Annotated in this window: 15 protein-coding genes and 3 tRNA genes; 9 read left to right on the forward strand and 9 right to left on the reverse strand. The window is 71.2% G+C overall.

What is annotated here, in order from left to right; translation table 11 throughout:
- Positions 1 to 35: 35 nt before the first annotated feature.
- Together purF and ACFXC1_RS44840 are read right to left on the reverse strand one after the other, a co-directional pair.
- Positions 36 to 1,604, reverse strand: a complete 1,569-nt coding sequence (purF, locus tag ACFXC1_RS44835) for an amidophosphoribosyltransferase (RefSeq protein WP_381254519.1) — start codon at positions 1,602 to 1,604, stop codon at positions 36 to 38.
- A gap of 188 nt (positions 1,605 to 1,792) precedes the next feature.
- Positions 1,793 to 2,590 carry a maleylpyruvate isomerase family mycothiol-dependent enzyme gene (locus ACFXC1_RS44840; RefSeq protein WP_381254521.1) on the reverse strand — a complete coding sequence of 266 codons (798 nt, stop codon included), beginning with the start codon at positions 2,588 to 2,590 and terminating at the stop codon, positions 1,793 to 1,795.
- A 398-nt stretch (positions 2,591 to 2,988) separates the two neighbouring features.
- Between ACFXC1_RS44840 and ACFXC1_RS44845 the strand changes: the two genes are divergently transcribed.
- Positions 2,989 to 4,116 carry an FAD-dependent oxidoreductase gene (locus tag ACFXC1_RS44845; RefSeq protein WP_381254523.1) on the forward strand — a complete coding sequence of 376 codons (1,128 nt, stop codon included), beginning with the start codon at positions 2,989 to 2,991 and terminating at the stop codon, positions 4,114 to 4,116.
- Positions 4,117 to 4,180: 64 nt separating this feature from the next.
- On the opposite strand, the gene purL is transcribed toward ACFXC1_RS44845, so the two are convergent.
- From purL to purS, 3 genes are read right to left on the reverse strand one after another with little or no spacing between them, the layout of a single operon-like run.
- Positions 4,181 to 6,439, reverse strand: a complete 2,259-nt coding sequence (purL, locus tag ACFXC1_RS44850; RefSeq protein WP_381254526.1) for a phosphoribosylformylglycinamidine synthase subunit PurL — start codon at positions 6,437 to 6,439, stop codon at positions 4,181 to 4,183.
- Entirely contained in the window at positions 6,436 to 7,116 is a 681-nt protein-coding gene (gene purQ / locus ACFXC1_RS44855) for a phosphoribosylformylglycinamidine synthase subunit PurQ (protein WP_381254529.1), read from the reverse strand. Before purQ ends, purL begins: the two co-directional genes overlap by 4 nt.
- Positions 7,113 to 7,376, reverse strand: coding sequence for a phosphoribosylformylglycinamidine synthase subunit PurS (gene purS / locus ACFXC1_RS44860; protein WP_015659417.1), 264 nt, complete (start codon positions 7,374 to 7,376; stop codon positions 7,113 to 7,115). Before purS ends, purQ begins: the two co-directional genes overlap by 4 nt.
- A 382-nt stretch (positions 7,377 to 7,758) precedes the next feature.
- On the opposite strand from purS, the gene ACFXC1_RS44865 reads away from it, so the two are divergent.
- The 8 genes from ACFXC1_RS44865 to ACFXC1_RS44900 all read left to right on the forward strand — a co-directional run bounded on the left by ACFXC1_RS44865 (position 7,759) and on the right by ACFXC1_RS44900 (position 12,359).
- Entirely contained in the window at positions 7,759 to 8,076 is a 318-nt protein-coding gene (locus ACFXC1_RS44865) for a histone-like nucleoid-structuring protein Lsr2 (protein WP_019073805.1), read from the forward strand.
- Positions 8,077 to 8,211: 135 nt separating this feature from the next.
- Positions 8,212 to 8,283: transfer RNA gene (locus ACFXC1_RS44870), tRNA-Gly, on the forward strand.
- Positions 8,284 to 8,363: 80 nt separating this feature from the next.
- Positions 8,364 to 8,436 (forward strand) — tRNA-Gly (locus ACFXC1_RS44875).
- A 146-nt stretch (positions 8,437 to 8,582) separates the two neighbouring features.
- Positions 8,583 to 9,521, forward strand: a complete 939-nt coding sequence (locus tag ACFXC1_RS44880) for an ABC transporter ATP-binding protein (RefSeq protein ID WP_381254533.1) — start codon at positions 8,583 to 8,585, stop codon at positions 9,519 to 9,521.
- The gene (locus tag ACFXC1_RS44885; RefSeq protein ID WP_381254536.1) at positions 9,518 to 10,294 is read left to right on the forward strand and encodes an ABC transporter permease; all 777 of its coding nucleotides are present in this window, start codon (positions 9,518 to 9,520) and stop codon (positions 10,292 to 10,294) included. Before ACFXC1_RS44880 ends, ACFXC1_RS44885 begins: the two co-directional genes overlap by 4 nt.
- A gap of 20 nt (positions 10,295 to 10,314) precedes the next feature.
- Positions 10,315 to 11,646, forward strand: a complete 1,332-nt coding sequence (locus tag ACFXC1_RS44890; RefSeq protein ID WP_381254539.1) for a sensor histidine kinase — start codon at positions 10,315 to 10,317, stop codon at positions 11,644 to 11,646.
- Positions 11,643 to 12,260, forward strand: coding sequence for a response regulator (locus ACFXC1_RS44895; protein WP_381254542.1), 618 nt, complete (start codon positions 11,643 to 11,645; stop codon positions 12,258 to 12,260). Before ACFXC1_RS44890 ends, ACFXC1_RS44895 begins: the two co-directional genes overlap by 4 nt.
- Positions 12,261 to 12,283: 23 nt before the next feature.
- Positions 12,284 to 12,359, forward strand: a tRNA-Gly gene (locus ACFXC1_RS44900).
- Positions 12,360 to 12,412: 53 nt separating this feature from the next.
- Here the strand turns inward: ACFXC1_RS44900 and ACFXC1_RS44905 are convergent.
- The 4 genes from ACFXC1_RS44905 to purD all read right to left on the reverse strand — a co-directional run bounded on the left by ACFXC1_RS44905 (position 12,413) and on the right by purD (position 18,497).
- Positions 12,413 to 13,312, reverse strand: a complete 900-nt coding sequence (locus tag ACFXC1_RS44905; protein WP_381254543.1) for a phosphoribosylaminoimidazolesuccinocarboxamide synthase — start codon at positions 13,310 to 13,312, stop codon at positions 12,413 to 12,415.
- 69 nt (positions 13,313 to 13,381) lie between these two features.
- Positions 13,382 to 14,899 (reverse strand): N,N-dimethylformamidase beta subunit family domain-containing protein, encoded by a 1,518-nt coding sequence (locus ACFXC1_RS44910; protein WP_381254546.1) that lies wholly within the window; start codon positions 14,897 to 14,899, stop codon positions 13,382 to 13,384.
- A gap of 189 nt (positions 14,900 to 15,088) precedes the next feature.
- Positions 15,089 to 16,951, reverse strand: coding sequence for a M48 family metalloprotease (locus tag ACFXC1_RS44915; RefSeq protein WP_381254644.1), 1,863 nt, complete (start codon positions 16,949 to 16,951; stop codon positions 15,089 to 15,091).
- Between the two features lie 292 nt (positions 16,952 to 17,243).
- The gene (gene purD, locus ACFXC1_RS44920; protein WP_381254549.1) at positions 17,244 to 18,497 is read right to left on the reverse strand and encodes a phosphoribosylamine--glycine ligase; all 1,254 of its coding nucleotides are present in this window, start codon (positions 18,495 to 18,497) and stop codon (positions 17,244 to 17,246) included.
- Between the last annotated feature and the right edge of the window lie 220 nt (positions 18,498 to 18,717).

The raw sequence follows: 18,717 nt of genomic DNA on the forward strand, positions 1-18,717 counted from the left end.
CTTTTGTTTGTATCTACTTACTTCTCACGTTCTAGCTACGCGCTGGAGGTTGGCGGGGTGCGCGGGGGCGCGGGGGCGGGCCGCCGCCCGGCCCCCCCCGCGGCCGTGGCGGCCGGACCGGCCGCCAGCTCGGTCTCCAGGAGCTGCTTGCCGAGCAGCTCGGGGTCCGGGAGGTCCATCGGGTACTCGCCGTCGAAGCAGGCGCGGCAGAGGTTCGGCTTGGCGATGGTGGTCGCCTCGATCATGCCGTCGAGGGAGATGTACGACAGGGAGTCGGCGCCCAGCGAGGTGCCGATCTCGTCGATGGTCATGCCGTTGGCGATGAGTTCCGCGCGGGTGGCGAAGTCGATGCCGAAGAAGCAGGGCCACTTCACGGGCGGCGAGGAGATCCGGATGTGGACCTCGGCGGCCCCGGCCTCGCGGAGCATGCGCACCAGCGCCCGCTGGGTGTTGCCGCGCACGATCGAGTCGTCGACGACGACCAGGCGCTTGCCCTTGATGACTTCCTTCAGCGGGTTCAGCTTCAGGCGGATGCCGAGCTGCCGGATGGTCTGCGAGGGCTGGATGAACGTACGGCCGACGTAGGCGTTCTTCACCAGGCCGGCGCCGAACGGGATGCCCGAGGCCTCCGCGTAGCCGATCGCGGCCGGGGTGCCGGACTCCGGAGTCGCTATGACCAGATCGGCCTCGACGGGAGCTTCTTTGGCGAGTTTCCGGCCCATCTCCACACGGGAGAGGTACACGTTCCGCCCGGCGATGTCGGTGTCGGGGCGGGCCAGATAGACGTACTCGAAGACACAGCCCTTGGGCTTCGCTTCCGCGAATCGGGAGGTGCGCAGGCCGTTCTCGTCGATGGCGACGAACTCGCCCGGCTCGATCTCGCGGACGTAGGCGGCGCCGCAGATGTCGAGGGCTGCGGACTCGGAGGCGACTACCCAGCCGCGCTCCAGCCGGCCGAGGACCAGCGGGCGGATGCCCTGGGGGTCGCGGGCCGCGTAGAGGGTGTGCTCGTCCATGAAGACGAGCGAGAAGGCGCCCTGGACCTGCGGGAGGACCGCGTGGGCGGCCTCCTCGATGGTCAGGGGCTTGCCGTCGAGGTCCTCCTGGGCGGCGAGCAGCGCCGTCAGGAGGTCGGTGTCGTTGGTCGCGGCCACTCGCGGGGTGCGGCCGCCCTCCTTCTTGGGGAGGTCGGCGACCATCTCCGCGAGCTGGGCGGTGTTGACCAGGTTGCCGTTGTGGCCGAGCGCGATCGAACCGTGCGCGGTGGCGCGGAACGTCGGCTGGGCGTTCTCCCACACGGAGGCGCCGGTGGTCGAGTAGCGGGCGTGACCGACCGCGATATGACCCTGGAGCGAACCGAGCGAGGTCTCGTCGAAGACCTGCGAAACGAGGCCCATGTCCTTGAAGACGAGGATCTGGGAGCCGTTGCTGACCGCGATTCCCGCGGATTCCTGGCCTCGATGCTGGAGGGCGTAGAGCCCGAAGTAAGTGAGCTTGGCGACCTCTTCACCGGGAGCCCAGACTCCGAAGACGCCACAAGCGTCCTGGGGTCCTTTCTCGCCGGGGAGCAGATCATGACTGAGTCGACCGTCACCACGTGGCACGGCACCGAGTGTAGGCGAGATCGACCACTGGTCCGAATTCGGGATACACGCCTGCAATGGATCACTCCCCGACGCCACCGCCCTCACCAGCGAAAACGCGGAAAGCGACGCTACGGCGTCCCCGTCGCCCGCCCTACGAGGTGAGCGGTCGCACATCCTGCCGCGCCCCGACCGGCCCCGAACCGCCCTCAGGACATGATCGGCAACAGCCCCCCGAGGTCGGCCCGCTCCCCGCTCGCACGGACCTTCGCCTCCTCCACGGCGTCCTTCCACGACGTCCGCCCGGTCGCGAGCCGGATCCAGGTCAGCGGGTCGGTCTCCACGAAGTTGGGCGGGGTGCCGCGGGTGTGCCGGGGCCCTTCCACGCACTGCACGACCGCGTACGGCGGGATCCGCACCTCCGTCGAACCGCCGGGCGCCTTCACGGCCAGCGCGTCGGCCAGCAGCCGGGTGCAGGCGGCGAGGGCCTGACGGTCGTAGGGGATCGCGAGGCCGGGAACCGCGGCGTTCAGGTCGTCGGTGTGGACGACGAGTTCGACGGTGCGGGTGACGAGGTAGTCGGCCAGGGGCATGGCGCCCGCGTTGGTTTCGAGCAGCCGGGTGCCGGGGTGGGCGTCGAGGTGCCCGGTGAGGGTCTGCTCGATGTCGGCGAGGTAGGCGCCGAGGTCGGGGTGCTGCTCGGCGAGCGTCCGTGTGAAGTCCGCGATGGCGGAGGAGCTCGCCGCGGTGGCGAAGGGCCAGTCGAGGAGCACGGCGTCCTGCGCGGGCGGGGCCGGCCGGTCGAGGGCGCGGTGGACGGCGGTGACCGCCATGCCGATGTGCGCGACGAGTTCCCGCACGGTCCACTCCCCGAGCCGGGTCGGCAGCGCGAGCTGCTCGGGGCCGAGGCCCGCCACCGCCTCCCGTACGTTCCCGAACTGGGCGAGCACCGCGGTGCGGGTCTTCGCCGGGTCGTAGGTGCGGGCGCGCTTCTTGGCGGTGGGCATGGCGGGGAGCCTAGTGGTTGCCGGGGGGCGGTCTCACGGTGGTTTTTCGCGTGTGGTCGCCGAGCCAGTTCTCCACCGACGCCAAGGCGCGCTCGGCTCGTTCGGGGGCGGCGGCGTTCGCACGCTACTGGCCCGACGCAGGTGGTGTTCCGGGGCGGGGCCGGATTGATGGGCGTGGCTGCGGTGCCGCCCTGGCGGTTGCCCAAGTCCGGGGCGGGCAAAGGCGGTTCCGTCACCGGGGGCCACCGCGCCGCGGGTGAGCCGACGGGAGGGCGCCGTATCGGCGGTCTGTCGGGGGTGTCGGCGGTACGTCGGCGGGCTGTCGGCGCCGCGTTGAAACCTGGCGGGGATCCCGTCGGGCAGCCGTCCGGTGGGCCCGTCACACCCAAGGAATCGTCATGACCACGCACGTCACGATCATCGGCGCCGGACTCGGCGGACTGACCCTCGCCCGTGTCCTGCACGTCCACGGCATACCCGCCACGGTCTACGAGGCGGAGGCCTCACCGATGGCCCGGCTGCAGGGCGGGATGCTCGACATCCACGACTACAACGGCCAACTCGCCCTGGAGGAGGCCGACTTGCTGGACGAGTTCCGCGCCATCGTCCTGCCGGGGCGGCAGGCGACCCGTGTCCTCGCGCCGGACGGCACCGTCCTGCTCGACGAGCCCGACGACGGCACGGGCAGCCGCCCCGAGGTGCAGCGCGGCGAGCTGCGGCAGATCCTGCTCGACTCGCTCCCGGCCGGCACCGTGCGCTGGGGCCACAAGCTCACCGGGGTGCGCGGTCTCGGCGAGGGCCGGCACGAGGTGACCTTCGCGGACGGCGGCACCGTCACCACCGGTCTGCTCGTCGGCGCGGACGGCGCCTGGTCCCGCGTACGGCCGCTGCTGTCCGACGCCACCCCGGAGTACTTCGGCCGGACCTTCGTCGAGACCTACCTGTACGACGCCGGGACCCGGCATCCCGCCGCCGCGAAGGCGGTCGGCGGCGGATCGCTGTTCGTGTTCGACAAGACCACGAACGGGAAGTGGATCGCGGCACACCGGGAGAGCGGCGAGACACTGCACGCCTATGTGACGCTGGCCAGGCCGCTGGAGTGGTTCGACCGCATCGACTTCACCGATGCCGCGGCGGCCACCGCGCGGATCGCCACGGAGTTCGAGGGCTGGGCCCCCGAGATCACCGCCCTGATCACCGACAGCGACACCGACCCGGTGCTGCGCCCCCTCAACTCGCTGCCGATCGGCCACCGTTGGGAACGAGCACCGGGAGTGACCCTGGTCGGCGACGCCGCCCACCTCGCGCCGCCGGACGGCGAGGGCGCCAACCTCGCCATGCAGGACGGCGCCGAACTCGCCCTCGCCATCGCCGCGTACCCGGACGACATCGAGCGGGCGCTCATCGCGTACGAGGAGGCACTGTTCCCCCGTAGCGCCAAAGCCGCCGCCGAGGCCTTGGCCACCAACGAGGCCATCGGCCAGGACCCGTTCGCCTTCTTCGACCAGGACCAGCACGGGGCCTGACAAGCGAAAGCGTCCGTGGAGCGGTCAGGGTGACCGTTCCACGGACGCTTTTCCCACCCGTGCGCTACGCCAGCAGCGCGGGGATCGTTGCCTCGTGCGCCTCGCGCAGCTCCTCCAGGGAGAGCGCGAACTCGCCCTGAACATCCACCGAGTCACCGTCCACGACACCGATGCGCGTGACCGGCAGGCCCCGTGCGCCGCACATGTCGTTGAAGCGGAGTTCCTCCGAGCGCGGGACGGCGACGACCGCGCGGCCCGCCGACTCCGAGAAGAGGAAGGTGAACGCGTCCAGGCCGTCCGGGACGATCAGGCGCGCGCCCTTCTCGCCCAACAGGGCTGATTCCACTACCGCTTGGATCAGACCGCCGTCGGACAGGTCGTGCGCCGAGTCGATCATGCCGTCGCGGGACGCGGAGATCAGGATCTCGGCGAGCAGCCGCTCCCGCTCCAGGTCGACCTTCGGGGGCAGTCCGCCGAGGTGGTCGTGGACGACCTGCGACCAGGCCGAACCACCGAACTCCTCGCGGGTGTCGCCGAGGAGGTAGAGCAGCTGCCCTTCCTCCTGGAAGGCGACCGGCGTGCGGCGCGCCACGTCGTCGATCACGCCCAACACCGCGACCACCGGGGTCGGGTGGATGGCCACCTCGCCCGTCTGGTTGTAGAGCGAGACGTTGCCGCCCGTGACCGGCGTGCCCAACTGCTGGCAGGCGTCGGCCAGTCCACGGATGGCCTCCGCGAACTGCCACATGACCGCCGGGTCTTCGGGCGAACCGAAGTTCAGGCAGTCGGAGACCGCGAGGGGCTTCGCGCCCGTCGTCGCCACGTTGCGGTAGGCCTCAGAGAGCGCCAACTGCGCGCCCGCGTACGGGTCCAGCTTCGCGTAGCGGCCGTTGCCGTCCGTCGCGATGGCGACCCCGAGGCCGGTCTCCTCGTCGATGCGGATCATGCCCGAGTCCTCGGGCTGCGCCAGCACAGTGTTGCCCTGCACGAAGTGGTCGTACTGCGAGGTGATCCACTTCTTCGACGCCTGGTTCGGGGACGACACCAGGGCCAGGACCTGGGCCTTCAGTTCCTCCGAAGTGCCGGGCCGGGCAAGCTTGTTGGCGTCGTCCGCCTGAAGCGCGTCCTGCCAGGACGGGCGGGCGTACGGGCGCTCGTAGACCGGGCCGTCGTGCGCGACCGTGCGCGGGTCGACGTCCACGATCTTGCCGCCGTGCCAGAAGATCTCCAGCCGGTCGCCGTCCGTCACCTCGCCGATGACCGTGGCGATGACGTCCCACTTCTCGCAGATCTCCAGGAAGCGGTCGACCTTCGAGGGTTCGACCACCGCGCACATGCGCTCCTGCGACTCGCTCATGAGGATCTCCTCGGGCGAGAGCGTGGAGTCGCGCAGCGGTACGTCGTCCAGGGTGACCGTCATGCCGCCGGAGCCGTTGGACGCCAACTCGCTTGTGGCGCAGGAGAGTCCGGCCGCGCCGAGGTCCTGGATGCCGACGACCAGCTTCTCGGCGAATGCCTCGAGCGTGCACTCGATCAGCAGCTTCTCCTGGAAGGGGTCACCCACCTGGACAGCCGGCCGCTTCGACGGCTTCGCGTCGTCGAAGGTCTCGCTCGCCAGGATCGACGCGCCGCCGATGCCGTCGCCGCCCGTGCGGGCGCCGTAGAGGATGACCTTGTTGCCGGCGCCGGAGGCCTTCGCGAGGTGGATGTCCTCGTGCCGCATGACGCCGATGGCACCGGCGTTGACCAGCGGGTTGCCCTGGTAGCAGGCGTCGAAGACGACCTCGCCGCCGATGTTGGGCAGGCCCAGGCAGTTGCCGTAGCCGCCGATGCCCGCGACGACGCCCGGGAGGACGCGCTTGGTGTCGGGGTGGTCGGCCGCGCCGAAGCGGAGGGGGTCCACCACGGCCACCGGGCGGGCGCCCATCGCGATGATGTCGCGCACGATGCCGCCGACGCCCGTGGCCGCGCCCTGGTAGGGCTCGACGTAGGACGGGTGGTTGTGCGACTCCACCTTGAAGGTGACCGCGTAGCCCTGGCCGACGTCGACCACGCCCGCGTTCTCGCCGATGCCGACGAGCAGGGCGTCGGACTGGGGGGCCTTCTCGCCGAACTGGCGGAGGTGGACCTTGGAGGACTTGTACGAGCAGTGCTCGGACCACATGACGGAGTACATGGCGAGCTCGGCACCGGTGGGCCGGCGGCCGAGGATCTCCACGACCCGCTCGTACTCGTCCTTCTTCAGGCCGAGTTCGGCCCAGGGCAGCTCGACGTCGGGGGTCTCGGCCGCGTGCTCGACCGTGTCCAGAGGCGTCCGGCTCATGCGTTGACCAGCTTCTTGAGGATCGAGGTGAAGAAGGGAAGGCCGTCGGTGCGGCCGGACCCGATCAGCGGCTCGACCGCGTGCTCGGGGTGCGGCATGAGGCCTACGACGTTCCCGGCGGCGTTCGTGATGCCGGCGATGTCGCGCAGCGAGCCGTTCGGGTTCATGTCGAGGTAGCGGAAGACGACCCGGCCCTCGGCCTCCAGCTCGTCGAGCGTGTGCTCGTCGGCGACGTAGCGGCCGTCCATGTTCTTCAGCGGGATGTGGATCTCCTGGCCCGCGGTGTAGTCACCGGTCCAGGACGTGTCCGCGTTCTCCACCCGCAGTTTCTGGTCACGGCAGATGAAGTGCAGGTGGTTGTTGCCGAGCATCGCGCCGGGGAGGAGGTGCGCCTCGGTGAGGATCTGGAAGCCGTTGCAGATACCGAGGACGGGGAGTCCCGACTTCGCCTGCTCGATGACCGTCCCCATCACCGGCGAGAAGCGGGAGATCGCCCCCGCGCGCAGATAGTCGCCGTAGGAAAAACCGCCCGGGAGGACTACCGCGTCCACCTGGTGGAGGTTCTTGTCCTTGTGCCAGAGGGCGACCGGTTCGGCGCCGGCGAGGCGGATCGCGCGCTGGGTGTCCCGGTCGTCGAGGCTGCCCGGGAAAGTGACGACGCCAATACGAGCGGTCACTTCGCGGCCTCCGCGACTTCCTCCACCTTGACGGTGAAGTCCTCGATCACGGTGTTGGCGAGGAAGGATTCCGCAAGATCGTGGATGCGGGCGAGCGCGGCCTCGTCGACCGGGCCGTCAACTTCCAGTTCGAATCGCTTTCCCTGACGTACGTCGGAGATGCCTTCGAAACCCAGGCGCGGCAGCGCACGCTGGACCGCCTGGCCCTGGGGGTCGAGGATCTCCGGCTTGAGCATGACGTCGACTACGACGCGTGCCACTGGCACTCCCGGTGTTGTGGTGCTGAGCGTGTTCCTGCGGGTCTTCGACAGGTGTCTTCAGACTACCCGCACAAAATTTCTACGCGGGTAGAGTTGTAGGAATCTACGTGAGGACCGTCACGATCCGGCATCGGGTGGGGGTCTTCACGAAAAGTTCAGGGAAAGATCCCGGATCGATCCCCGTTCACTATTGCGCGGAGACACGCGGGAAGATTTAGTCGGGCTTCACATTGCATTGCCGGGCACTGTACAAATGAATTGGCAATAGCCGATACTTTGCCCATTAACAGGCGGACAGTCGACATCTCCGCACCTCCGTGGCGTCTCCGTGCGCCCTCGCGGATAGTGCGGTTTCAGGTGTCGCACGAAGGGACCGATATTCGTGGCGCAGAAGGTCGTGGTCACTCTCTTTGACGACATCGACGGCTCGGAAGCGGCGGAGACGATCGCCTTCGGACTCGACGGCAAGTCGTACGAGATCGACCTGAATCAAGCCAATGCCAAGAAACTGCGTAAGGCGCTCGCGCCGTACGTGGACGCAGGTCGCAAGCGGTCGAGGTCGGGCAAGGCCTACCGCCAGACCGAGGTCGCTCCGGACCCGGCGGCCGTCCGGGCCTGGGCACAGGCGAACAAGATGGACGTACCGGCCCGCGGACGCATCCCCAAGAAGGTCTACGAGGCGTTCGCCGCCGCGCAGTAGCCGGACCGCGCGGTTCCCCCGACGACCGGTCACCGGGCCCTCGGGGGAACCGACTTGCGCAGCACCCCTCCTGGTCAGCTAGAGTTCGGAGCACGCCGAGGGGCGAGGCCGAAAGGCCCAGCTCACGGAGTACATGCGGGTGTAGTTCAGTAGCAGAACATCCCCCTTCCAGGGGGAAGGCGCAGTGTGCAATTCCTGTCACCCGCTCTGCATCACCGTCCGGACCACTCTGGTGGATCGGGTAGGCTGGTGCTCGCGCCGATCGGTGAGAGCCGGTCGGAGGCAATGCGGACGTAGCTCAGTTGGTAGAGCGCAACCTTGCCAAGGTTGAGGTCGCCAGTTCGAACCTGGTCGTCCGCTCGGGAACAAGACCCCGGTCCACTGGACCGGGGTCTTTTCGTGTGCCCCGACGCCCGTCGGGTGCCGGGCGCCCGTCTGACATTTGTCATGCCGAGTGATGACACCGCGCACTGCTGCCGCGCCCCCGCCGCCGGGACGCTGGAGCCATGGACACCAACGAACACGAACACGTGATTGAGGTCACCGACCTACACCGTGTCTACGGGGGCGGGTTCGAGGCTGTGCGGGGGATCACATTCTCCGTGCGGCGCGGCGAGGTCTTCGCGCTGCTCGGCACCAACGGCGCCGGCAAGACCTCGACCGTCGAGGTGCTGGAGGGGCTGGCGGCGCCGTCCGGCGGCCGGGTGCGGGTCCTCGGCCACGATCCCCACACCGAGCGGGCCGCCGTACGGCCGCGCACTGGCGTGATGCTCCAGGAGGGCGGCTTCCCGTCCGAGCTGACCGTCGCCGAGACCGCGCGGATGTGGGCCGGCTGCACGAGCGGGGCGCGGCCGGTGCCGGAGGCGCTCGCGCTGGTCGGTCTTGAGCGGCGGGCCGCCGTACGGGTGAAGCAGTTGTCCGGGGGTGAGCGGCGGCGGCTCGATCTCGCGCTCGCGCTGCTCGGGGAGCCCGAGGTGCTGTTCCTCGACGAGCCGACGACCGGGCTTGACGCCGAAGGGCGCCGGGACACCTGGGAGTTGGTGCGGGCACTGCGCGACGGCGGGACGACCGTGCTGCTGACCACGCACTACCTGGAGGAGGCCGAGGGCCTCGCCGACCGGCTCGCGATCATGAGCGAAGGGCGGATCGCGGTCACCGGCACTCCGGCCGAGGTGACGGCGGGGCGGCCCTCGCGGATCTCCTTCGAACTGCCCGCGGGCTACTTCGTGGGGGACCTGCCGCCGCTCGGCGAACTGGGGGTCGTCGGGCACGAGGTGGCCGGGACGGTCGTACGGCTGGAGACGCATGAACTGCAGCGGGCGGCGACCGGGCTGCTGGTGTGGGCGGAACGGGCGCGGATCGAGCTGCGGCGGCTGGAGATGCGGTCGGCCTCGCTGGAAGAGGCGTTCCTGGGGATCGCGCGGGAGCAGGAGGTGGCCGTATGAGTGGCGTGGCAACTACTCCCGCCGGGCGGATGCGGGCCCTGGGGCGGGCCGAGCTGAGTCTGCTCGGGCGGAACCGGAACGCGGTGGTCACGGCGCTGTTCGTGCCGCTGGCGCTGCCGTTCAGCGTGCGGCCCGCGATCGACCAGATGAATCTGAAGGGGGAGGGACTGTCGGTCGGCTCGGTGATGCTGACCGCCGCGATCGGCTTCTCACTGCTCTTCGCCGTGTACTCGTCCCTCGTCAGCGCCTTCGTCGCGCGCCGCGAGGAGCTCGTCCTCAAGCGGCTGCGCACCGGGGAGCTCGGCGACTCCGAGATCCTCGCCGGGACCGCGCTGCCTGCCGTGTGCCTCGGGTTCGTGCAGTCCGTGCTGCTGGCCGCGGCCTGTGTGCTGCTGCTCGACGCCGGGGCCCCCAAGACGCCCCAACTCGCCTTCCTGGGGCTGCTGTTCGGCCTCTTCCTGTGCGCCGCGCTGGCCGCCCTCACGGCGAGCGTGACCAGGACGGCGGAGAGCGCGCAGGTGACCGCGCTGCCGGTGGTCCTGGTGTCCATGATGGGATCCGGGATCATCGTCCCGCTCCAGCTCCTGTCCGACCGGGTCGCCGACGTCTGCCGGTTCCTCCCCCTCTCCCCCGCGATCCGGCTGATCAGCGGCGGCTGGAACGGCGACCTTTCCGCCTACGACGCACTGGGCGCCGTCCTGACCGCGCTGGCCTGGACCGTCCTCGCGGTGTTTGCTGTACGGCGGTGGTTCCGCTGGGAACCGCGGCGCTGACGTACGGGGAGCACCGGATCATGGGGACACCTGGAGGCTTCGGCGACGAAGGCGGTGCGGGGGGCGCGGGGGGCGCGGGGGGCTCCGGCGGCTGGTGGGGGCGGAAGACCACGCCCGGGAAGGTCGAGGCGTACACCCGGTGGTCGTTCCACTTCTTCGCGCTGGTCGAGGTCGCGGCGGTCGGGCTGCCGCTGTTCTCACAGGTCGGGGCGGATGTCGCGGGCTGGATGGCGGTGCTGGTGACCCTGCACGCGCTGCTCTGTTCCGCCACCGCCTCCCGGGCGCTCGACTGGACGCGCGGCCGGCGGGCACAGCCGGTACGGCTGCTGTGGTTCCTCGGGGCGGTGACCGCGCTGATCGCCGTCGTCGCGGTCGTCCTCGGGGAACGGAGTCCCGGCGACGACCAGGCGCAGGCCGCCGCGACCACGCTCCTGGTGGGCGTGCTGAGTTTCGGCACCGGCACCCTGACGCTCGGGGTGCGCGGTCTGCGGCAGGTCCTCGCGGTGGTGGCGGGCGTGGTCGGCGGAACGCTGGTCCTCCAGCTCGCGCTCGGGGTGGCCGCCCCGGCCGCGCTCGTCACCGCGTTCATCGTCCTCGTCGCGGGCGGTGGTCTCGCCTTCACCGCCGTCTTCTCCGTCTGGCTCCTCGACGCCGTCTACGAACTCGACGAGGCCCGCGAGACCCGGGCCCGGCTCGCCGTCGCCGAGGAACGCCTCCGCTTCGGCCGCGACCTGCACGACGTGATGGGCCGCAACCTGTCGGTGATCGCGCTGAAGAGCGAACTCGCCGTACAGCTGGCACGGCGCGGGCGGCCCGAGGCCGTGGAGCAGATGATCGAGGTGCAGCGGATCGCGCGCGAGTCGCAGCGGGAGGTGCGCGATGTCGTACGGGGCTATCGCGAAGCCGCACTCGACGTCGAACTCGCCGGTGCGCAGGGCGTGTTGACCGCCGCGGGCATCGAGTGCGAGGTGACCGGGGAGGCGGCGGGACTGCCCGCCGAGGTGCAGTCCGCACTCGGCTGGGTGGTCCGCGAGGCGACGACCAACGTCCTGCGCCACGGCAACGCGGGGCGCTGCGCGGTCGCGGTCCGGGTTACGGAGGGGAGCGTGGTGCTGACGGTGGAGAACGACGGGGCGAAGGCTGTCGACGGGGGGAGCGGGGGCAGTGGCGGGGGTACCGGTTCCGGCGGCGGGGGTATCCGCTCCGGCGGCGGTGGGGCGGGGCTCGTCGGGCTGCGGGAGAGGCTGAGCGCCGTGGGCGGGGAGCTGGAGGCGGGGGCTGTGGACGAGGACCGTTTCCGGGTGAGGGCGACTGTGCCGCTGCCGGCGGTGGCGGGGGGTGCCGCGTCGTGACCGCCCCCGTCGTACGGCTGCTGCTCGCCGATGACGAGCATCTGATCCGGGGGGCGCTGGCCGCGTTGCTCGGGCTCGAGGACGATCTGCTGGTGGTCGCGGAGGCGGCGACCGGGCCCGAGGCGCTGGCGATGGCGAGGGCGCATCGGCCCGATGTGGCCGTACTGGATCTGCAGATGCCGGGGGCGGACGGTGTGAAGGTCGCCACATCTCTGCGGGGCGAACTGCCCGACTGTCAGATCCTGATCGTGACCGGACACGGTCGGCCCGGGCATCTGAAGCGGGCGCTCGCGGCGGGTGTGCGGGGGTTCGTCCCGAAGACGGTGAGCGCGCAGCGGCTCGCGGAGATCATCCGCACGGTGCATGCCGGACAGCGGTACGTCGACCCTGAGTTGGCCGCCGACGCCATCTCCGCCGGGGACTCCCCGCTGACCGCGCGCGAGGCCGAGGTCCTGGAACTGGCCGCCGACGGGGCGCCGGTCGCGGAGATCGCCGAACGGGCCGCGCTGTCCCAGGGGACCGTACGGAACTATCTCTCCTCGGCCGCCTCGAAACTCGGTGCCGAGAACCGTCATACGGCAGTGCGTCTCGCACGCGAGCGAGGTTGGGTATAGTTGCTCTCGCGCCACGGCGCAGCGCGGACGTAGCTCAGTTGGTAGAGCGCAACCTTGCCAAGGTTGAGGTCGCCAGTTCGAACCTGGTCGTCCGCTCCAAGTAAAAACCCCGGTCCGGGTGGACCGGGGTTTTTGCGTATCCGCTGCCCGCCCTAGCTCCAGCTCTGGCCCGTCAGGCGCTCGTACGCCTCGATGTACTTCGCGCGGGTCGCGTCCACGACCTGCTGCGGCAGCGGCGGCGGGGGCTGCTCGCTCTTGCGGTCCCAGCCGGACTCCGGCCCGGTCAGCCAGTCGCGCACGAACTGCTTGTCGTACGACGGCTGCGCGCGCCCCGGCTCCCAGGTCTCGGCCGGCCAGAACCGGGAGGAGTCCGGGGTGAGGACCTCGTCGGCGGCGATCAGTGTCTCGCCCTCGTAGCCGAACTCGAACTTGGTGTCCGCGAGAATGATGCCCCGCTCGCGGGCGATGTCCCGGGCCCGACCGTAGACCGCCAGGGTCGCCTGGCGCAGCTGCGCGGCGGTGTCGGCGCCGACCTGGCGGGCGACCTCCTCGTACGACACGTTCTCGTCGTGCTCCCCTACGGCGGCCTTGGTGGCCGGGGTGAAGATCGGGGCGGGGAGTTCGCTGCCGTCGGACAGGCCCTCGGGGAGGGCGAGGCCGCAGACCGTGCGGGACGCGTTGTACTCCAGCAGGCCGGAGCCGGTGAGGTAGCCGCGGGCCACGCACTCCACCGGGACCATGCTGAGGGACTTGCAGATCAGGGTGCGGCCCGCCCAGTCGGCGGGGGCGCCGGGCGGGAGTTCGGTGCCCAGGACGTGGTTGGGGATCAGGTCGGCGAGCTGGTCGAACCACCAGAGAGACAGTTGCGTGAGGACTCGGCCCTTGTCGGGGATCTCCGTCGGCAGCACCCAGTCGAACGCGGAGATGCGGTCGCTGGCGACCATCACGAGCTCGCCCGCCTCGTTCTGGTACAGCTCGCGCACCTTGCCGGTGTGGAGGTGCGTCAGGCCCGGGACCTGGAGCGGCTCGGGCTTTTCTACGAATCCGGACACGGTTCCTCCAGTGGGTCTCTCCAACTGGCTCGATTGTCCCGTATGCGCGGCCGGCCTCCGGTCACGGGGTCAGTCGTGCTTGCAGATGCGGTCCAGGAGGTTGGCGGTGGCGCGCTGGACGCGGGCGTCGACGTGGCCGGGGCGGTCCAGGGCCGGTGACCAGGCGAAGGTGCCGGAGGCGAAGACGAGGGAGCCGGACGGCGCGCGGTAGAGGGAGGTCTCCTGGTGGCGGAGGGCGCCCTCGTTGTCCGTGTACGGGGAGTGGGCGAGCAGGATGCGCTCCTCGTGCGGGGGGAGCTGGGTGCGCGGGAAGTATCGGTCGGCCTCGCCCGCGACCAGGCCCTCGATGCCCTCGCCCTCGGCGGTGCCGGTCGCCTCCCACAGCCAGTGGTCGGCGTTGCGCACGATCAGTGGGTGCGGTTCGGGGACCCGGCCCGCGTACTGGATCCCCACCAACTGCTGCTCGGGGCGGTCGACTTCGCGCCACAGCACCGGGCGGCCCGGGCCCCGGCGCTTGCGGCAGGTGAGCAGCCGGTCGGGGACACCGGACGGGGAAGGCGCCAACTCCACTTGCCAGTACATGGTGTTGGCGGAGAGGAAGACGAGTGACGTGCCGTGCTCGCGGGCCAGTTCGACGGTACGGCGCATGGGGGTCGACCAGTACTCGTCGTGGCCCGGGAAGACCAGCCCCCGGTAGCGGGTGGGGTCGACACGGCCCGCGTGCAGATCGCGGTGGTCGGCGTAGGCGAGGTCGTAGCCGTAGCGCTCTGCCCAGCGGATGAAGTCGTAGGCGTGGCCCACGTGCAGGGGCAGGCCGGCGCCCGCGTACGGGCGGTCGAAGGAGACCGTCGTCGCGGCCTCGGACTCGCCGAGCAGCCGGCCGTCGTCGTCCCAGGCGTGGTAGAGGCTAGCGCCGGTGTGGCCGTCCTCCGGGTAGAGGTTGTACGCCTGCCAGGTGATATCCGGCAGCAGGAGGAGCAGGTCGGCGGGGTGGTTGTCGCGGACCGTGAAGGGGATGTGGGAGCGGTAGCCGTCGGCGGTGGTGAGGACGGCGACATAGGCGCCGATGCTCCAGTAGCTCGGGATCTGCAGCCGCCAGGACAGCCACCAGTGGTGGCAGGAGACCGTACGGTCTGCGGTGAGCGGCGGGGGCTGGACGATGCCCGAGAGGCGGGGGCTGGTGGTGATCTTGGCGGCGCCGTCACCGCCGTAGTGGCCGATGCGGTAGATGTCGACGCCGAATTCCTGAGGCGGGTCGACGGTGACGTGGAAGTCGAGGGCCTCGCCGGGTGCGACCGCGCTCGCGTTGGTGAATCCCTTGATCTGGCGGCGCACGTCGTCGGCGGAGCGCGGGCCGCCGCCGGACGCGGAGGCGCGCGGGGCGGGGACCTTGGGGGTGTTCCTGCCGGGGGCGTGCGCCGGGGGCTGGGCGGGGGCCGGGTCCACGTACCAGGGGACCACGTGACCGGTGTCGTCGAAGTAGGTCTCGCTGCCGCGGAGCCAGGGGACGGGGCCCTGTCCGAAGGGGTCCGTCACGGCGTGCGCCAGCGCTCCCGACTCCCAGCGGCGGATCTGCTCCGACCCCATGTCGCTCCCCTCCCTCGTGCGCCCCCGCGGTGCTGCTTCGCCCAACTGTCGTATGCCGCAAGCCTTTGCCAGATACCGGACGGCATACGGGATCGGCCCCAGCACATCACATTAAGCACGCACTCTGTCACTGGTCGTTGCGAATTGACCGAAAGTGGAAGCACAGGTTCCGTCGAGGGGACCCGGGTGTCAGACGAGGCGTACCGGCTTCTCCGGGCGTATGCCCAGGTCGATGAGCCATGCCCGCAGCGGGGCCGGGTCGCCGTCCTCCACGAGGCTGAGGACCCTCGGGGCGAGGTCGGCCGCTCTCGTGCCGTTGACGAGCAGGGTGGGGCCGTCGAGCCAGTCCAGGCCGGGAGTCGCGCCGGCCGTGTCCATCGCGGCGCAGCACACCATCGCCGTGACGTGATCGGCGAGCAACTCCCTCCCGCTGCGCGGCGGTTGGAGCGGGAAGAGAGGCAGCGAGCCGTCGTCCCACAGCGCGGAGTCGGGCCCCTGCCCGGGCGGCGCCGAACCGGTCGCCGGGGCCGCCGCCTCCTCTCGCGCCAACTCCGCGGTGAGCCCGGCGGCGAGGGCCGCGCTGTGCGGGGAGCACCTTTCGCCGAGCTCTTCGTCGTCGTCGGCGGCCATCGCCTTGTAGTGCTCGGGGGTTTGGGCGGCGGTCTCCGGTTCCGTGGGTGGAGTGGGAGTGGCGGCGGTCGGCGCGGTCGCGTACCGCTCGTCGTCCGTGTCCGTGTCCGAATCCGCGTACCGGCCGGAGGCGTCCGCCGCCGGGTCCGTCAGGTGGTCCACCACCCGGGCCAGGGTCGGGGCGTCGTGGTGCGGGGTGACGGGGTCGGGGGAACGGCGGACGCCGAGGGTGTCCAGGACGCGGTGGAGGCGGGCCGCGTCGGTGCGCCAGGTGCGGTCGACGACCTCCTCCGGGTACTCCTGCCAGTCCACCGGCGCCCAGTCGGGACCGGCCTCGGCCGGGCCGCCGTGGAAGAGGCGGGCGGCCAGCAGCGAGGTCGCCTCGTCGATCGTGCCGGGCTCTTCGAGCAGGTCACAGGCGGGACGCTCGCCGAGCCGGGAGGCGAAGCCCTCCGCCAGCCGGTCGCGGCGGGACAGCTCGGTGAGCGCCGCGACGACACCCGCGTCCAACCGGGACGGCCAGCGGCCCATCCGCCACGCGGGCAGCGCGACCCGGGTCAGCAGCCGGTCCCAGCCCGCGTACGCCAGCCCCACCTGCTCCTGGGCGACGATCCGCAGTCCGTAATCCACAGCCTGTGCACGCTCGGCGGCAGCGGTGGCCACGCCCCGCTCCATCTCGGCCGCGTGCACCCGGCAACTGCGCAGCAGCAGCCGGGCCACCCAGCCGACCCCGGCGAGCACCGAGCGGAACACGGGGCCACGGGGTGCCGAGGCCACGGCCACCGCCGCGTCCAGGCCCCGTACGAAACGGCGGGCCGCGGCTATGTCCGGGTGCGCGGAGGGTCCCGTACCCGCGACGACCGGGGCGAGCACCGCGCGCAGCTCGCCGACCCGCATCCACCACAGGAACGGGGAGCCGATGACGAGGACGGGCGAGGCCGCCGTACGACGGGAGCGCGCCGGGGTGAGGCCGCGTACGCCCGTGATCTCGTCGCGGTCCTCCTGCGGGAGCGGGCCGTGGGCCGGGTGGGTGCGGTCCTCCAGCCAGCTGTCGCAGTCCGGGGTGAGGGCTATCGCGGAGGGCGCGGGGACGTCGAGGCGGTCGGCCAGGTCGCGCACCATGCGGTACAGGTCGGGGGCCGACTCCTCGGCGATCGCGACCGTAGGGCTCACGGCCGGGCGGGAGCGGGCGACGACCAGCGCGATGGCACCGGCCGCGAGCAGCACGAGAACGGCGGCCACGCCCATGATCCAGCGGGCGAGGTCCCAGCCCGGGCCCACGAGATGGCTGGTGGAACCGCCGGCGAGCAGGATCACCGCGACGGCGGCGGGCAACAGGGCGACGGCCAGCGCACGGCTGCGGATGCGCAGCACGGCCAAGGCCCGGGAACGCGCCGCCTGCGCGCCCGCCTCCACACCCATACCGGTCACGACCGGACCTCACCCCCTCCGTGCTGTCCCGCTCTGCTGGCGTTGCTCACTCCCCCACTGTGGCACCCGCCACTGACATCGCAATGCCGGTGGGCCAAGTGCCGGAACGCTTGCGCCGCACCATAGTTGGGGCCCCGGCCCCCGTCAGCCGGATGGGGCATCGGTCACTCGATGGAATGGCTCAGGGGAAAGGTGGATGACGGAGGGCAAGGGTGAGGGCAAGGTTCAGGCCCCGAACCCTGAGACGGGATCGGGGCCTGCGGGGTTCATCGACAACCGTTGTCTACTGGCCTGCCGCCGCCTTCGCCGCGATGTCCGTGCGGTGCTGGGAACCGGCCAGGCGGATCCGGGCCACGGCCGCGTACGCGCGCTCGCGGGCCTGCGTGAGGTCCGCGCCGGTCGCCGTGACGGACAGGACCCGGCCGCCCGCGCTGACGACCGCGTCACCGTCGTGCCTGGTCCCGGCGTGCAGCACGTACGCGTGCGGGGCGTCCTGCGCGGCCACCTCGTCGAGGCCGGTGATCGGGTCGCCGGTGCGCGGGGTGTCGGGGTAGTTGTGCGAGGCGATGACGACGGTGACCGCCGCGTCCTCGCTCCAGCGCAGCGGGGCCAGGTCTTCGAGCGTGCGGTTCGCCGCGGCGAGCAGGACGCCGGCCAGCGGGGTCTTCAGCCGGGCCAGGACCACCTGGGTCTCCGGGTCGCCGAAGCGCGCGTTGAACTCGATGACCCGCACACCGCGCGACGTGATCGCGAGACCGGCGTACAGGAGGCCGGAGAAGGGGGTGCCGCGGCGCCGCAGCTCGTCGACGGTCGGCTGGAGGACGGACTGGAGTACCTCCTCCACCAGCTTCGGGTCGGCCCACGGCAGCGGGGAGTACGCACCCATGCCGCCCGTGTTCGGGCCCTCGTCGCCGTCGAGCGCGCGCTTGAAGTCCTGCGCGGGCTGGAGCGGGACGACCGTCACGCCGTCTGTGATCGCGAAGAGCGACACCTCCGGCCCGTCGAGGAACTCCTCGATGACGACCCGCTCACAGGCGTTGGCGTGCGCCTTCGCCGCGTCGAGGTCGTCGGTGACCACGACACCCTTGCCGGCGGCCAGTCCGTCGTCCTTCACGACGTACGGCGCACCGAAGGCGTCGAGGGCCTCCTCGACCTCCGCCGGCGTCGTACAGACGTAGGAACGGGCGGTCGGGACACCGGCCGCCGCCATCACTTCCTTGGCGAAGGCCTTGGAACCCTCCAGCTGCGCGGCCTCCCCGGACGGGCCGAAGACCGGGATGCCGACCTCGCGCACGGCGTCGGCGACCCCCGCGACAAGGGGTGCCTCCGGACCGACCACGACCAGCTCGGCACCGAGCTCCGTGGCCAGCGCGGCCACGGCGGCGCCGTCGAGCGCGTCGACCGGGTGCAGCTCGGCGACCTCGGCGATGCCGGCGTTGCCCGGGGCGCAGTGCAGCGCGGTGACGTCGGGGTCGAGGGACAGAGAACGGCACAGGGCGTGTTCGCGGGCGCCGGTACCGATGACAAGGACGTTCACGGGGGTCAGCCTAGGACACGGGGAGGGTGTGGTGGGTCGGGGCGGGGGTTGGACGAGGGGAGCCCTGCGTCACCTCCGGGTCGGAGGTGGGTGGCTCGGGTCCATTGCGGGGTGCGCGTGCGTGGGGGCTGGTCGCGCAGTTCCTCGCGTCCCTGGGCATCGGAGTGGGGCGGGGTTCAGAGGTGCGGTCCGTGCCGGGGTCGTTACTGCGAGGCGCGGG

The sequence above is a fragment of the Streptomyces hokutonensis genome (genome assembly GCF_042751305.1).
Lineage (GTDB): Bacteria > Actinomycetota > Actinomycetes > Streptomycetales > Streptomycetaceae > Streptomyces > Streptomyces hokutonensis_A.